Consider the following 13,973-nt stretch of genomic DNA (forward strand, 5'->3'; position numbering starts at 1 on the left):
GCAATCAGGCAGGAGCACGCCACGCCGCCAGCGTCGATTCCACCAAGGCGATCTCGTCCTGCCCCATGCCGGCAGCCGCGTAATACCGCTGGCGCCGGGCTACGACACTGCGCACCGCGTCCACGATCGAGCGCGCGGCCGCCTCGGACCGCAACCCAAAACGCCGGTACTCCGACAGGCAATTCTCAAACGTGCTGTCGCGCTCGGCCGTGCCGATATGCAGGTAATGGCGGGCGGAGCCTTCCTGCGTCACCACGTCGAACAGCGGCGCCAGCCGATAGGTATGGGCGCCCTCGTCCTTCAGAAACCCCACGTTCTTCAGGTGGTCGTCGGTGTTGTGGACGGCCACGTTAAGAATCATGCGCGCGTACAGCTCTTTCAGGTCCTGCACCGGGTTCGACGAAATGCGGCGTGTGACGTCGGCCAGGCGCGCATAGGAATACGTGGCCTTGCCCTGCGGCCCGTCCAGGTCGCGCTTGCCGATCTGGACGGACGGGCTGATCAACGACGCGCCGCTTAGAAAATGGCGGCGTGCCACCACGGGCGCCGCGCCTTCAGGCACCGGCAGCAGCTCGCGGTCAAAGCGATGAGTCAGCAGCACCGCGCCCAGATGGGTTTCGGTCAGCCGGATGTCGGGCACGGTCAGCCCGATGGCGCGCGCCATCCGCAAGTTGGCGAACTCCACGCGCTGCCGATCATAGGAATCGCCTTTGCGCGGAAACTTGGCAATCCACATTTCGCCCTGCTCGTCGCGCACGATGGTCTTGGGGCGCGCGCCGCCGATATCCCAGGAACTGCCCAGGATGTCGCGATACAAGCCTTTGGGCTTCACGCCCTGGTCGATATCGGTCAACAGGTCGGCCAGGGAATCCAGTTGGCTGACTTCGGGCAACCGATAGGTCTTGCGCATGTTTGGCGTCAGCAGGCGCGCGCTGAAAAACAGCGCGCCCACGCCCATGCCCCGGCCGCGCAGCAGTACTTCGTCTTCCGTGACCCGCGCGCCCGCCTTGTCCACCCGCATGACGTTGCGCCCCCAGGCGTCGGGCGCCGCATCAAAGATGGCGCCCAGCGTTTCGTAGCGGCTTTCGGTGCGAAACGTGGTGGCGGCATCGATCAGCGGCAGGTTGAGCGGGTCCAGCGCGAAGGCGCGTGGGTCGCGCACGTAGGAATGCACGTAGGTGAATTCGGCGAAGAAGCGGGTTTCGTCGGAATCGTCCAGCGTCAGCACGCCGGCCAAGACGGCTTCGCCACGGATGTCCACGTAGACGAACAGTTCGCTTTCCACGGATTTGTGCTTGCGGGCGCGCGCCATGCCGACCCCGGCCTATAGCTTGGAAGGGTCGGCGCGGTGCGCATGCAAGGCGGCGCTGCTGCCTCGACTGGGCCGGCGCAAGGCGTCCAGCCGCTTGCCCACGCCGTCTAGTTCGGGGTCGCCCAGGGCGAACACCTGGTCGGCATAGCCGTATTGCAGCAAGGCCTCGATCGCCAGGGCCAGCGATACGCCGCCGTCGCCCCGCTCCAGCCGCGCGATGGTGGCACGCGAAACGCCCATGCGGCTGGCCAGCACGCTTTCGGATTCGGCACGACGCAAGCGGGCTGTGCGCAGGTTGGCGCCTAGGCGAATCAGCGCTTCGGCAGCGTCAAAGCTGGGCTCGATCTTCTTTTTCATGCCGCAATAATAAATCCGACAAGGCGGAAATGCACGATTAATAGATCACGTTGTTTTTAGCCCATGATTCATTAATGAATCATTAACAAAATTTATGAATTATTAATGAGTCAATAATGCCATTACACCAATAGTGCTTAAACCACCACCGCCTGATCCAGCCGTAAGCCGCCCCGCGCGGTATCCAAGGTGACTTGCGCACCCAGCGGCAGCGTCAAATTCGGGTCGCCATGACCGCTGGGCCAGCCCGCCAAGATCGGAACGCCGCGCGCCCGGAACTGGTCGCGTATCAGCGGGTACAGCAGGCCTTGCGCCTCGGCGTCGTCCATCTGGCCGCGCAGGCGGGTGAAGTTGCCCACCAGCAAGCCGCGCACGCCGTCGAACTTGCCGGCTGCCGCCAGTTGGCCCAACAGCCGGTCCACGCGGGGGATGGCTTCGTTCACGTCTTCGATGAACAGGATGGCGTCGCGCGTGTCGATGTCGTTGCGCGTGCCGGTCAAGGCGGCGAGCAGCGCCAGGTTGCCACCCACCAGCCGCCCGCTGGCCACGCCCGACACCAATTCAGTGGCCAGGGCGTCTAGCGGGGGCGCAATCCAGGAGCCCGCCCCCATCTGGCCGCTGACCATCGCCAGCACGCTGGATTCCGTGGGTTCGCGCTTGCCGGCCAACAGGTCTTGCGCCAGCATCGGCCCGTGAAAGGTCACAAACCCCACATGCCGCTGCATGGCCAGGTGCAGGGCCGTAATGTCGCTATACCCGATGAAAGGTTTGGGGTGCCGGCGCAATAGCCCGACATCCAGTTGATCCAGCAAGCGCCACGACCCGAAGCCACCTTGCAGACACCACACCGCCCCCACCTCGGGGTCGGCGAATGCGGCGTGCAGATCGGCCAGCCGATCGGCGTCGCTGCCGGCCAGATAGTCATAGGGGGGGCTCATGCGGGTGCGGCTGGCGGGCATGACCTGGGCGACGTAGCCCCGGGCTTCCAACCATTCCGCCGCCTCGTCGCTGGCGTTAAGCGCGGCCGAGGCCGGCGCCACAATTGCGATTCTGGCGCCGGGCCGTAGAGCGGGTACCGGCGTGGCCCCGATGCCGTTGGGGGGCGGGGGCGGCGTGGGTTTTTGGGAACGGCCGGAAACCGTGCCAGATGGCGCGGCAGAGCGGCCGCCCGGCGCGCGGCTGGCGCAACCGCCCAGCACCAACGCGGACAGGCACAGCGCCCCGCCCTGTTTCAGGAAGCTTCTGCGATGGGTCGGGACAGGCAAGGCGAGTTTGGCAGGCTGGGGGGGCATGGTTCGGGGTTGGATGCTTAGAACCGCTCGTAGTCCAGCCGGTAACGCCACTGGCCCACGGCCAGGCCCGCCATGGGCAGCCGCCCGATGCGGATGCGGCGCAAGGCCTGGAGCTGCAAGCCCGCGGTGTCGCACACGTATTCAATGAAACCCAGCGGCGGCGTCTTCAGGGCAAACCGAAGATGGGTTTCGTTCTGCCAACTGACCTTCATGGGGGTGGCGGCGCGACCCTCAAAGGACATGCCGCGTTGCAGACGCGCCAAATCGCCGTCGCTGAGTTTGCCAGTGACTTGCGCCACGTACTCTTGCTCAACCAGCTTGCCCTCTTCCATGAGCTTGCGCGAAATGGCGAACTCTTGCGTGTACACGACAAGGCCGCTGGCGGCGCGCTCAAGCGGGGTGACCAGCTTCAGGCCGTTGAACATGCGCTTCAGATAGCGCCGGCCGGAACGGTCGCCGGGCATCAGGTTCTTGGGAATGATCAAGTCCAGCGCCGATCCCGGTTCGTTGTCGGCATACGTGCCTTCGGGCTTGTGCACCAGCACTGTCACGGGCTTGATGTCTTCCAGCTTGGCGCCGGGCAGCAGTGCGACGGTCTGGCCGGGGGCGACCCGTGCGCCGGGCTCTTCAACCGTCTTGCCGTCCACGGCGACCCAGCCGCCTTCTATATAGCGTTCGGCATCGCTGCGCGAGCAAGAGAGATCCGCGGCCAGTCGTTTGGCAAGGCGTGCGCTGTCGCTCATTGGGCCTCCGCCTGCACGACGGGCGTAGCCGGGACAAATTGGAATTCGGGTGCGCGGTTTGCCAGCGCAAGCGGGTGCATCGTCATGGGTAGTGTTGGGGTGCTGCAAAAAAAGCGGGCTGTGCGCCCGCGGTATCAGGCAGATGTTACGCCTTTTCAACAGGGGAGCCCGGCGACGCCGAGATCGGCGTGTCGAGGGAGGACGCAATCGGCGCGTCGATGGCTGCGTCGGAAATCCCCGCTGTCGCCGCCGGTGGCGGCACTTCGTCGATCCAGGCTTTCAGCAAAGTCGACGTCACGGCCAGGATGACCGGGCCAATGAACAGGCCGACGATACCGAAGGCCACCAGGCCGCCCAGCACGCCCGACAAAATCAGCAGCAGCGACAGATTCACCCCGCGCTTGATCAGTATGGGGCGCAGCAGGTTGTCCAGCGTGGCCACGACCAGCGCCCACACCAGCAGCACGATGGCTGCCACCTTCATGTCGTTCTGGAATAACCAGATCACGCCACCCAGCATCGGCAGGAACGGGCCGAGTTGCGCCAGGCACAGCATCACCATCAAGGCCGTCAGGATGCCGGCGGCCGGCACCCCCGCAATCCATAAGCCCAAGCCGCCCAACGCGGACTGCACCACCGCCGTCACCACGATGCCCAGCGCCACGGCACGCACGGCGGCGCCCGCCAGCCGGACGGCGGCCACGCCGCGCTCTCCCGCCAGCCGATTCGAAAAGCGTTTGACGAAGTTGGCCGCCGCGTCGCCCTGGCTGTACAGAATGCCCGAGATGATGATGGTGATCAGCATGTGCATGACGAACACGCCCACGATGGCGGCATGGCTCAGCAGCCAGCGGGCGGCCATGGTCAGGTAGGGTTCCAGCCGCGCCAGCAGCCCGCCCGCGCCCGCATCCGACAGCGTCTGCCATTCCTCGGCCACGCGCGGGCCGGCAACGGGAATGCTGCTGATCCAGCGCGGTGGCGCCAGCAAGGTGTAGTCAGGCAGGCTCTTGACTGCCGCCATGATCGCGCCGCTATGCAACGCCAGGGTCGAGATCACCTGATACAGCGGCAGGACAATCACGAACAGCAGAATCAGCAACATGATGCTGGTGGCGGCCCAGCGGCGCCCGCCGCAGCGCCGCTGCACGGCCCGCATCACGGGCCAGGTCGCCACCACGATGGTCGTTGCCCAGATCAGCCCGGGCAGAAACGGGCGCAGCACGTACAGGCTGCCGACCATCAGCGCGGAAAGAATGACGACCAGAAGCAGAATGCGGGCCAGATCAACCGTGGTTCGTGGGTTCACGCGTTGCTCCCGGCAAGGCAAGGCGCCCTGCATGATGGCGCACCGCAACCGAGGGGCGGTTGCCCGTCTGGGTGTCGTGGATGCGATCAATTCGAAATTTATACGAAATTTGCTGGGACTTATAGGGAAACCACAACCACCCGGGACCATCCTGGCCACTGCAATGCGCGGGAGCGTGTGCGACTAGGGTGCGGCGGGCGAAGGGCTTTGCGTGGCGGCCTGGGTCGCGGCCATCAAATGCCGTGTCAGCGCGGCCAGCTGCTCGTCCTTTTGCTGCAACTGCGCCAGCAACGTGGACGACTGTGTGTCAGCAGCGGCCAGGCGAGCCAACAGTGCTTGCTCGTTTCCGCGCGCGGCCGCCAACGCGCCTTGAGCCGACGCCAGCGCCTCTTGCAAGGCCGCTTGCGCGGCCTCGTGCCGGGCCTGGGCCGCAATGCTGCCCGCGTGCGCGGCCTGCGTGGCCACATCGGCTTCGCGCTTGGCGACCAGCGCCTGGGCCAGCGCGGCCTGGTGCTGGTTGCTCTGCTTCTGGCTGGCCGCGTGTGCCTCATCCAGCCGCATTTGCAGCTTTTTTGCCGCGCCGCGTTCGGCGTCCAGCTCGTTCAGCCAACGTCGTTCGTGAGCGGCGTGGCGCGCTTCCAGCGCCTCCAGGGCTTGCGCGTGCAGGCCGCGCATTTTTTCGGCTTCGGTCAGCAGGGTTTGCACGGCGCTTTGCGCGTCTTCCAGTTGCCCCCGGCTTTGCTTCAGTTGGTCGTCGCGCTGACGCAGTTGCCGTTCCGCCGCTTGCAGGCGCTCTTCGGTGGCGGCCAATTGCGCCGTGGCGACCCGCAGGCCTTCTTGCAGGTCCTGTTCCCGGTTCACCAACTGGATTTCGCGCTGCTGAAGCTGCTCGGCTTGCGCGGCCAAGCGTTCGCCCTCCTCCGCCAGTTCTTCCCAGCGCTGCCGGTAGCCCTCTGCTTGCTGGGTGCGGGCCTCGGCCAGCGCCGCTTCCCAAAAGTGCGTAGCGGCTTGGGTGACCGGGTCGGGTATGGCGGGCGGCGCGGCGAACGCGCCCGGATCCTTGATGCGCGCGCCTAAAGCGCGGAACCAGGTTTCCAGGTGCGGGCTGACCGTGTTGGGCGAGCCGCGCCCAATCTTCTGCCGTACCCGCTCAATGGTGGGGCGCGCGCCTTCCAGCAGCAGGGTGTCCGCGGCGGTCCAGACGTCGTTTTCGGTAATTCCCGTGGCCATCGCCGGTTTCCTCTACAGGGCTTATGAGCGCTGGATAAAATCCAGAATTAGTGACGATAATGGAACCTTATCGTGACTTAATTTGTATTAGTGTTAGATATCATACAGCATACATAATAATATGTATGAAATAAGCATTAGGATTTGTCAGGCCGCCGCTTTCGGGGGCGCCGCCCCAAAACACCCGTTTTCAGATCGTGCTGACATCCCTTCTACCTTCCCTAGCCAAGGCCCTGCCCTGATGCCGCTGACATTGCTGGCTTCGCTGCCCCTTCTGGACCCGAACGCCCTGGACAAGCAGGCGGATGCCGCCGTGCGCGGCCTGATGCGCGAAGGCAGTTCCGCCAACACGGCGGCCAGCTATCGTGCGGCCATCCGCTACTGGACGGCCTGGTTCGAGCTGCGCTATGGCCAGCGCTTTGCCCTGCCCTTGCCCGAGGCCGCCGTCATCCAGTTTGTGGTCGACCATGCGCAGCGCGCGTCCGACCAAGGCTTGAAATGGGAACTTCCGCTGGCGCTGGACCAGGAATTGGTCCGCCTGAAGGCCAAGGGCCGCTTGGGGCCGCCCAGCCTGAATACATTGCTGCAACGCTTGTCGGTCCTGTCCAAGGCGCACGAGCTGCATGGCTATCACAACCCCTGCCGCGCCGCGCCGGTGCGCGAACTGCTGGCCAAGACACGCCGTGCCTACGCTCGGCGCGGCATGGCGCCCGCCAAGAAAGAAGCGCTGACCCGCGAACCCTTGCAAGCCATGCTGGCCACCTGTGACGGCTCGCTGCGCGGCATACGCGATCGTGCGCTGCTGCTGTTCGCCTGGGCCAGCGGTGGCCGCCGCCGTTCCGAGGTGGTGTGCGCCACGCTTGAAAACACCCGTCGCACGGCCGAGGGCTTTCTGTACACGCTGACCCAATCCAAGACGAATCAGGCGGGCGCCCAACGGCCCGGCGACCAAAAGCCCATCGTCGGGTCGGCGGCCCAGGCGCTGGAGGCCTGGCTTGCGGCCAGTGGCATCCGCCAGGGTCCGATCTTTCGCCGCGTGCGGCGCGGCGACGTGGTGGGCGAACCGCTGGCCGCCGCCGCCGTGCGCGCCATCGTGCTTGAACGCTGCAAATTGGCGGGGCTGGAAGGTGAATTTTCGGCACACAGCCTGCGCTCGGGCTTTGTCACGGAAGCCGGGCGGCAGAACGTGCCCTTGGGCGACACCATGGCCATGACCGGGCACGCCAGCGTAGCCACGGTCATGGGCTACTTCCGCGCCGGCGCGGCCGCGCAGTCGCCGGCTGCCCGCCTGCTGGACGACCCGGACCCTCAATCCCTATAGATAAGCGCCACGTTTGCCGTTAATCTCGCGTCGCGGCGCTGACTGCGCCGCATCCTTATCCGATAGCCTGACCGCCCTAAGCCCGTCCTGAGCCCGCCCCGAGCCCCGTCCTGATCCTGTATGCGAATCAACCTACGCGGGCTTGTGCTTGCACTTACCGTCCTTAGCGCTGTCGCCGCCACGGCCAACGCGCTCTACGCCAGCTACCTGGTGCAACGCGACCAGCTCATCGCCAATACGCTGGAATCCAATCGCGTGTACGCGGCCAAGCTGGCGGAAAGCACCACCTCTTTCCTGAAGTCGGCGCAACAGCAACTGGCGTACAGCGCCCGCCATCTGGCGAGCCAGGTCGACGCGCCCGACGTGCTCGCTGGCGAGGTATCGCGCTTGCGCGAACAGGCGAACGATTTCAATTCGGTGGGCGTGATCAGCGCGGACGGCATCATCCTGGCCACCTCGCAAACCTTCAGCAGTTTCGTGGGAGCGCGGGTGGACAGCCCGGGCAGCCGCGCGGCGTTGCAGGCCCGTCGGCCCCTGATCAGCAAGCCGTATGTGTCGATGGCGGGCAACATGCTCATCAACCTGTCACATCCGATCTATTCGAACGACGGTCGCTACTTGGGTTATATCGCCGGCACCATCTATTTGCGCAGCCACAACAGTGCGCTGCAGGAGCTGCTGGGCAAGCACCACTATCAGGATGGCTCCTACTTATATGTGGTCGACCGCGACGGCCAAATGATCTATCACATGCAAGCCGACCGCGTTGGCGAAGACGTCAACCGCAATCCGGTGGTGGCGGCCGTTACCCGTGGCGAGTCGGGCGCGCAGCGCGTGGTGAACACCCAGGGCGTGGACATGCTGGCGGGCTACGCGGTCGAGCCGCTAAGCGGCTGGGGCATCATCGCGCAACGGCCGGCGGAAGTTACCTTGGAACCCATCCACGAATTGATCTGGGCGCTGATCGGCTACGCGGCGCCGTTGGCGCTGGCGTTTCTGCTGGCCATCTGGTGGTGCGCCCGCATGATTTCCCTGCCCTTGTCGCAATTGGCCACCAACGTCGAACACCAGGATGTGGCCGTCGCCATGCAACGGGTGCAGTCGGTCAAGGCCTGGTACTTCGAGGCCGAACGCTTGAAGCGCGCGGTGATGAACAGCATTTCCAGCCTGCAAGACAAGATCGGCAAGCTCAACCAGGCCAGCATGACAGACCCCTTGACGGGCCTGCGCAATCGACGCGGCACGCAGGATGCCGTGGAGCAATGGCAAACCGGGGGCACCCCGTTTGCGGTGGTGGCGCTGGATATTGACCACTTCAAGCGCGTGAATGACACGCATGGGCATCCGAAGGGCGACGAGGTGATTCGGGGCATGGCCAAGTTGATGCAGGAATGTTCGCGACCGTCGGACGTGCTTTGCCGCAGCGGCGGCGAAGAATTCCTGATGCTTCTGCCCAACGTCGGCATGAAGGAAGCCGCCCGCGTTGCCGAGCGATTGCGCCTGCACACGGCTGACCGGCCGCTGCATGGGGTGCCGGGCATTACCGTGTCGGCGGGCGTGGCGCAGTGGCCGTCCTGTGGCGCCGAGGTTGATCAGGTCTTTCAGGCGGCCGACGCGGCCCTGTATGCCGCAAAGGCACAAGGGCGCAATCGGGTCGTGGTGCACAACAACGCATAGCCCGATCAACCGTTGCGGCACCGCCCCTACTACTCACATTCGTAGTCCTCTTATTTGCTTCCGCGGCGACTCTCACCATAATGCACCATGGTGATTGCGATGTTAATTATTAATCGCTGACGGGGCTGGCCACCCTTTCGCAGTACGTGTGCATTCCGTACGCAGTTCGTAGGTAGCTTTGTACGTCGCACGTACGTAACTCGTACGTCGCATGTACGTCGCATGTACGTCGCATGTACATAGCTCTTACGCACGCATCGTTCCACCAGCCGCTTCACTCGTCGACCCACACGTCGACTCTATCGTCGTTCCCACGTCTTTTGCGACCCGCCTTCTGGCAGGCCGCAGGGGATCCTTTTGTCCAACGCAACACAACCATCACATGGGGTACTCATGAAAGCAGCAAGCATCAAGCGCGGTGCGCTGGCCATCGCCTTGGCCGCCTTGTCCGGCAGCGCCGTCCAGGCCGCCACCGACACCACCAGCGTCACGCTGTATGGCGTCATCGACATGGGGCTGGGCTTTGAACGGCGGCACAACAACACGGACGAGTCGTCGCGTTCGCAGGTGGGGATGCGCGATGGCACGATGTCGGGCTCCCGCTGGGGCTTGCGCGGTGTCGAAGATCTGGGCAGCGGCTACAGCGTGGTGTTCCGCCTGGAAAGCGGCTTTCATCCGCAAAACGGCAATCAAGGCCAGGGCCGGCTGTTCGGGCGCTGGGCCTATCTTGGGCTGGTGGGCGACTTTGGTGAATTGCGCGCCGGGCGCCAGCAGGTGCTGAGCGATAGCTGGGGCGGCGTCTCATCGCCCTTCGGCACCTCTTGGGACGGCGCATCAGCCTCCGTCACGTCGGGCTACAACGATGGCGACTTTGGCCGTGGCGGCCGGGTCAACAATGCGTTTATCTACCGCACGCCGGTCTGGAACGGATGGCAGGCGGGGCTGGGCTACAGCTTCGAGGCCCAAGATAGCGACAAATTCGCCACCGCCGACCACGACCGTGTGTGGACGGCCGGCTTGCGCTACCGCGCCGGGCCGATCTCCACCGCACTCACCTACGAACGCCTGAATCCAGACGCCAGCGTGCCGGGCAAGTTCCACTCCAGCAACGTACAACTGGCTGGATCCTATGATTTCGAATGGATGAAACTGCACGCGGGCTATGGCAATTTGCGCAATCCCAACGTGGGGCCGTCGGCCGGCGTCAGGCGCGTGAATTCGTACGTGGGTGGCGTCAGTGTGCCGCTCAGTGGCAACAGCAAGGTGCTGGCCGCCTACCAGCGCGCCACCAGTTCGCGCATCAAGGGATGGGGCTTGGGCTATGAGTACGACTTGTCCAAGCGCACCAACCTTTACGCGCTGCTTGACCGCGTAGACCACCGCCAATCGCACACGCTGCAATCCGTGGTGGGCATGCGCCACCACTTTTGAGCCGCGGCATTTAAGGCGCCACACCTAAGGCACTACTTCTAGAGGCCACGCCGCCCCGGCTGCCATTGCGGCCGGGGCGGTTCGCCCTGCCCTTACACCAGCATGGGCCAATAGGTCGGTGCCAGGCACAACCACATCTCTGCGCTCATGGCGTCTGGCTTGCGCTTGGGCAAGCCGGTGCGGCGCTTGAGTCTCTCGCCCCGGCATGCAAACACAATGCTGTGCGCGCAAGACGTGTCGCTCACTTCAATGACCGAGCCCGCAAACTGCTTTTTTATACGGCCCAGGTAGGTGTTGAACTGAAAGTTCGATGCATGGAAGTTGCACACCATCATGCCGTCGGGCGCCAGGGCGTTAAAGCAACTCTCATAGAACGCCTCGCTTGCCAACTGCTCGGGCAGGCCGTTGATGTCGTAGCCGTCGACCAGGACCGCGTCGTAGTGGTCCTGGTACTGCTTGATCAGCGCCGCGCCGTCGCCTTGCAGCACTTGAAAACGGTCGTCGTCCCGTGGCACATGGAAGGAATCGCGCAACGCAATGACGTGCGGATTGATCTCGTATACGTCGATGCTCGTGGACGGCAGGTGCTGATAGCAGAATTTGGCTAGCGACCCCCCGCCCAGGCCCACCATGGCGATGCGCCGCGGATTCGGGTTGAACAGCAGAAACGCCATCATGATGCGGGTGTATTCCAAGTTGAGCGCCGCCGGATCTTTCGTCCACATGCGGCTCTGGATTTCAGAGTGCGAGAACATCAACGACCGAGACGTCGTCGTGGCGTACACGAAGGGCCTAACTTGTTGATTGTTTGATATGTTTTCAGGCATTCCAAAGGCTCACTGGCTAAAGCATGGCGATGCGTGCAGGCCTGGCGCGAGCTAAAGCACACACCTTCCGGCGCGCACATTCCAGCCCGCGCATTTCAGCGCAGACAATTGCCCATGCAAAAACGCCGCTGGCGCGGCGAGGCGCCAGCGGGGCGGGTCAGGCAAGATCAGGGGAAAAGCGGATTGGCGGGCTACACGTTGAAACGGCGCACACAAGGCGCGCCGTTCAGGTAGCTAAGCGGATATGTTCAGAAGCCAAGAAACCAAAAAACCGGATTCGGGTGATTCCAAACACAACCAGCAGCGTGATTTATGCCCGCGAATGCGGAGCAGCCACAGGGACTAATTCACTAAGACTGTTGCAAGGGGCGCTATTTGGAAGACCGCGATTTGTCGCCGTCTTTAGAGGCGTCGGAATCCGCGGCAACGGCATCCATTTCAGATTCCTGGTTCGCTTCAGGGGCCTTCCAGTTAAGCGGCGGAACTTCAAAACGCCACTTTTTACCAACCAGTTGATGCGACATAAGCGTTCTCCTATGCGTGGTGCGTGGCTACCCCCGCCAAAGCGATGCACCGCCGGTTCAAGCGCGCCAAGAATGCCCGGTAGGTCGCGGGGGGCAGGCATTCCAAGAAGTCAGACGGCAGATCAAATAGTTGTTTTAATTTTGCCGTCAATTGAAAGATCTTAGCATATTTATGACTGAAAAAGCAAGCAGATGCCTATGAGCGAGCCAGGTGCTTGACGCGCTGAGAACGATCATTCTATGATCCGCTCATCCTATGCAGAACGATCGTTCTCCGGTCGTCGTTTCACCGAGCCCAAACATGATGGATGCCATGACCTCCACGCAGGAGCGCCTGCTTCGCGCCACCGAACACCTTATCTATCAAGGCGGCATTCATGCCACCGGAATGGACCTGATTGTGAAAACCTCGGGCGTGGCGCGCAAAAGCCTGTACAAGCACTATCCGAACAAAGACGCGCTGGTGGCGGCTGCCTTGCAAGCACGCGACGAACGCTGGATGCAGTGGTTCATCGCCGCCACTACCCAGGCCGAAACGCCGCGCGAGCGCTTGTTGTCCATCTTCGACGCCTTGCAGGAATGGTTCGAGTCCGACGGTTTTCGCGGATGCGCCTTCATTAACGCGGCAGGCGAAATCAGCGACCCCGCCAACCCCATCCGTGTAGTGTCGCGACTGCACAAAGCCCGTTTGCTGGAACACGTATTGCGATTGGCGCAGGACGCCAAGCTGCCTGACCCCGACGAGGCCGCGCGCCAATTGTTGGTGCTGATCGACGGCGCGATCGCCGTGGCGCTGGTCACGGGCGATGTGTCGATTACCGCCAGCGCGCAGCGCGCCGCCGCCGCCCTCTTTCCGGCCGGCCAATGACCTTTCCCCCACCCACAAGGCCCTTACGATGACCTCGCAACCTGCATCCCGTCCCCCGCTGCCGCCCTTTACCCACAAAAGCGCGGTGCAGAAAGTCCGCCTTGCCGAAGACGGCTGGAACAGCCGCGATCCGGACAAGGTGGCGCTGGCCTATAGCCTGGATACGAACTGGCGCAACCGCGCGGAATTCGTCAAGAGCCGCGACGAAGCGCGCGCGTTCCTGGCGCGCAAATGGGCCAAGGAACTGGACTACCGCTTGATCAAGGAACTGTGGGCATTCACCGACAACCGTATCGCCGTGCGCTATGCCTACGAGTGGCACGACGATTCCGGCAACTGGTTCCGTTCCTATGGCAATGAAAACTGGGAGTTCGGCGAAGACGGCCTGATGGTCAATCGCTACGCCTGCATCAATGATCTACCCATCAAGGAGGCCGACCGCAAGTTCCGCTGGCCGCTGGGCCGCCGCCCGGACGACCACCCGGGCTTGTCGGAACTGGGACTGTGAACCGTCCGCCCCGCACCCGCTACTCATACGCCTTCAACAACTTGCCAAGCAGGCGGCTCAGTTGCTCTTGCTCGGACGCGGTCAAGGGCGACAGCACTTCCGCTTGATTGCGCAGGTGCTCCACCACCGCCTCGTCGATCAGCTTGATGCCCGCCTTGGTCAGCATCACCAGCGTGGCGCGGCCGTCATCGGGGCTGGGGGTGCGCACCACCCACCCCGCTTTTTCCAGGCGATCGATCCGGTTGGTCATGCTGCCCGAAGAAATCATGGCGTCTTCGTATAGCGCCGTGGGCGTCAGCGCATAAGGCTTGCCGCTGCGGCGCAGCGTGGCCAGCACATCGAATTCACCAGGTTGCAGGCCGAATTCCGCAAAGAGCGGGTTGATCCGGTCGCGGGTGATCACCAGCGCGCACTCGCCCAAACGCCCGAGCACGCGCATGGTTGATACGTCCAGCTCGGGGCGCTCGCGGTTCCATTGCGCGACGGCACGACTTGCTCTATCCACGGGGTCTCCTCCATTTATCTTGACGTCAAGATAAAATCCAAATATCTTGACGCCAAGATAGTTTACCGGAAC

At 63.6% G+C, this 13,973-nt stretch carries 14 protein-coding genes; 5 read left to right on the forward strand and 9 right to left on the reverse strand.

Going from position 1 to position 13,973, the window contains the following annotated elements; genetic code table 11:
* Nucleotides 1-4: 4 nt before the first annotated feature.
* From CVS48_RS18830 to CVS48_RS18855, 6 genes are all read right to left on the reverse strand, one after another.
* Nucleotides 5-1,312 (reverse strand): type II toxin-antitoxin system HipA family toxin, encoded by a 1,308-nt coding sequence (locus CVS48_RS18830; protein WP_100855767.1) that lies wholly within the window; start codon nt 1,310-1,312, stop codon nt 5-7.
* Between the two features lie 12 nt (nt 1,313-1,324).
* Nucleotides 1,325-1,669 (reverse strand): helix-turn-helix transcriptional regulator, encoded by a 345-nt coding sequence (locus CVS48_RS18835; protein WP_100855768.1) that lies wholly within the window; start codon nt 1,667-1,669, stop codon nt 1,325-1,327.
* Nucleotides 1,670-1,806: 137 nt separating this feature from the next.
* Nucleotides 1,807-2,961 carry a S66 peptidase family protein gene (locus CVS48_RS18840; RefSeq protein WP_242001225.1) on the reverse strand — a complete coding sequence of 385 codons (1,155 nt, stop codon included), beginning with the start codon at nt 2,959-2,961 and terminating at the stop codon, nt 1,807-1,809.
* 17 nt (nt 2,962-2,978) lie between these two features.
* Complete coding sequence (locus CVS48_RS18845; protein ID WP_100855769.1) at nt 2,979-3,704, reverse strand: RNA pseudouridine synthase; 726 nt, start codon at nt 3,702-3,704, stop codon at nt 2,979-2,981.
* A 145-nt stretch (nt 3,705-3,849) separates the two neighbouring features.
* Nucleotides 3,850-5,043: an AI-2E family transporter YdiK gene (ydiK, locus tag CVS48_RS18850; protein ID WP_111886193.1), complete on the reverse strand. Its 1,194-nt coding sequence runs from the start codon at nt 5,041-5,043 to the stop codon at nt 3,850-3,852.
* 150 nt (nt 5,044-5,193) lie between these two features.
* Nucleotides 5,194-6,240, reverse strand: coding sequence for a DNA-binding protein (locus CVS48_RS18855; protein ID WP_100855770.1), 1,047 nt, complete (start codon nt 6,238-6,240; stop codon nt 5,194-5,196).
* Between the two features lie 241 nt (nt 6,241-6,481).
* Here CVS48_RS18855 and CVS48_RS18860 point away from each other — a divergent pair, with 241 nt between their 5' ends.
* The 3 genes from CVS48_RS18860 to CVS48_RS18870 all read left to right on the forward strand — a co-directional run bounded on the left by CVS48_RS18860 (nt 6,482) and on the right by CVS48_RS18870 (nt 10,669).
* Entirely contained in the window at nt 6,482-7,561 is a 1,080-nt protein-coding gene (locus CVS48_RS18860) for a site-specific integrase (RefSeq protein ID WP_100855771.1), read from the forward strand.
* A 144-nt stretch (nt 7,562-7,705) separates the two neighbouring features.
* Nucleotides 7,706-9,238: a sensor domain-containing diguanylate cyclase gene (locus CVS48_RS18865; RefSeq protein WP_318269448.1), complete on the forward strand. Its 1,533-nt coding sequence runs from the start codon at nt 7,706-7,708 to the stop codon at nt 9,236-9,238.
* Between the two features lie 393 nt (nt 9,239-9,631).
* Nucleotides 9,632-10,669 (forward strand): porin, encoded by a 1,038-nt coding sequence (locus tag CVS48_RS18870; RefSeq protein ID WP_100855773.1) that lies wholly within the window; start codon nt 9,632-9,634, stop codon nt 10,667-10,669.
* Between the two features lie 92 nt (nt 10,670-10,761).
* On the opposite strand, the gene CVS48_RS18875 is transcribed toward CVS48_RS18870, so the two are convergent.
* Complete coding sequence (locus CVS48_RS18875; RefSeq protein ID WP_242001223.1) at nt 10,762-11,394, reverse strand: spermine/spermidine synthase domain-containing protein; 633 nt, start codon at nt 11,392-11,394, stop codon at nt 10,762-10,764.
* Between the two features lie 473 nt (nt 11,395-11,867).
* A complete protein-coding gene (locus CVS48_RS29405) occupies nt 11,868-12,020 on the reverse strand; it encodes a hypothetical protein (RefSeq protein ID WP_167401018.1) in 153 nt (50 codons plus the stop codon).
* A 304-nt stretch (nt 12,021-12,324) separates the two neighbouring features.
* Between CVS48_RS29405 and CVS48_RS18880 the strand changes: the two genes are divergently transcribed.
* Together CVS48_RS18880 and CVS48_RS18885 are read left to right on the forward strand one after the other, a co-directional pair.
* Nucleotides 12,325-12,888, forward strand: a complete 564-nt coding sequence (locus tag CVS48_RS18880) for a TetR/AcrR family transcriptional regulator (RefSeq protein ID WP_197723182.1) — start codon at nt 12,325-12,327, stop codon at nt 12,886-12,888.
* A 28-nt stretch (nt 12,889-12,916) separates the two neighbouring features.
* Nucleotides 12,917-13,396 carry a nuclear transport factor 2 family protein gene (locus CVS48_RS18885; protein WP_100855776.1) on the forward strand — a complete coding sequence of 160 codons (480 nt, stop codon included), beginning with the start codon at nt 12,917-12,919 and terminating at the stop codon, nt 13,394-13,396.
* A gap of 19 nt (nt 13,397-13,415) precedes the next feature.
* Here CVS48_RS18885 and CVS48_RS18890 read toward each other — a convergent pair whose 3' ends face one another.
* Nucleotides 13,416-13,901: a MarR family winged helix-turn-helix transcriptional regulator gene (locus CVS48_RS18890; protein WP_100855777.1), complete on the reverse strand. Its 486-nt coding sequence runs from the start codon at nt 13,899-13,901 to the stop codon at nt 13,416-13,418.
* Nucleotides 13,902-13,973 lie beyond the last annotated feature (72 nt).

The organism is Achromobacter spanius (genome assembly GCF_002812705.1).
Taxonomy (GTDB): Bacteria; Pseudomonadota; Gammaproteobacteria; order Burkholderiales; family Burkholderiaceae_B; genus Achromobacter; species Achromobacter spanius.

Coding starts and splice junctions, on each gene's coding strand:
- CVS48_RS18830 (WP_100855767.1), bottom strand. CDS start 1,312: ATGGCGCGCGCCCGCAAGCACAAATCCGTGGAAAGCGAACTGTTCGTC.
- CVS48_RS18835 (WP_100855768.1), bottom strand. CDS start 1,669: ATGAAAAAGAAGATCGAGCCCAGCTTTGACGCTGCCGAAGCGCTGATT.
- CVS48_RS18840 (WP_242001225.1), bottom strand. CDS start 2,961: ATGCCCCCCCAGCCTGCCAAACTCGCCTTGCCTGTCCCGACCCATCGC.
- CVS48_RS18845 (WP_100855769.1), bottom strand. CDS start 3,704: ATGAGCGACAGCGCACGCCTTGCCAAACGACTGGCCGCGGATCTCTCT.
- ydiK (WP_111886193.1), bottom strand. CDS start 5,043: ATGCAGGGCGCCTTGCCTTGCCGGGAGCAACGCGTGAACCCACGAACC.
- CVS48_RS18855 (WP_100855770.1), bottom strand. CDS start 6,240: ATGGCCACGGGAATTACCGAAAACGACGTCTGGACCGCCGCGGACACC.
- CVS48_RS18860 (WP_100855771.1), top strand. CDS start 6,482: ATGCCGCTGACATTGCTGGCTTCGCTGCCCCTTCTGGACCCGAACGCC.
- CVS48_RS18870 (WP_100855773.1), top strand. CDS start 9,632: ATGAAAGCAGCAAGCATCAAGCGCGGTGCGCTGGCCATCGCCTTGGCC.
- CVS48_RS18875 (WP_242001223.1), bottom strand. CDS start 11,394: ATGTGGACGAAAGATCCGGCGGCGCTCAACTTGGAATACACCCGCATC.
- CVS48_RS29405 (WP_167401018.1), bottom strand. CDS start 12,020: ATGTCGCATCAACTGGTTGGTAAAAAGTGGCGTTTTGAAGTTCCGCCG.
- CVS48_RS18880 (WP_197723182.1), top strand. CDS start 12,325: ATGGATGCCATGACCTCCACGCAGGAGCGCCTGCTTCGCGCCACCGAA.
- CVS48_RS18885 (WP_100855776.1), top strand. CDS start 12,917: ATGACCTCGCAACCTGCATCCCGTCCCCCGCTGCCGCCCTTTACCCAC.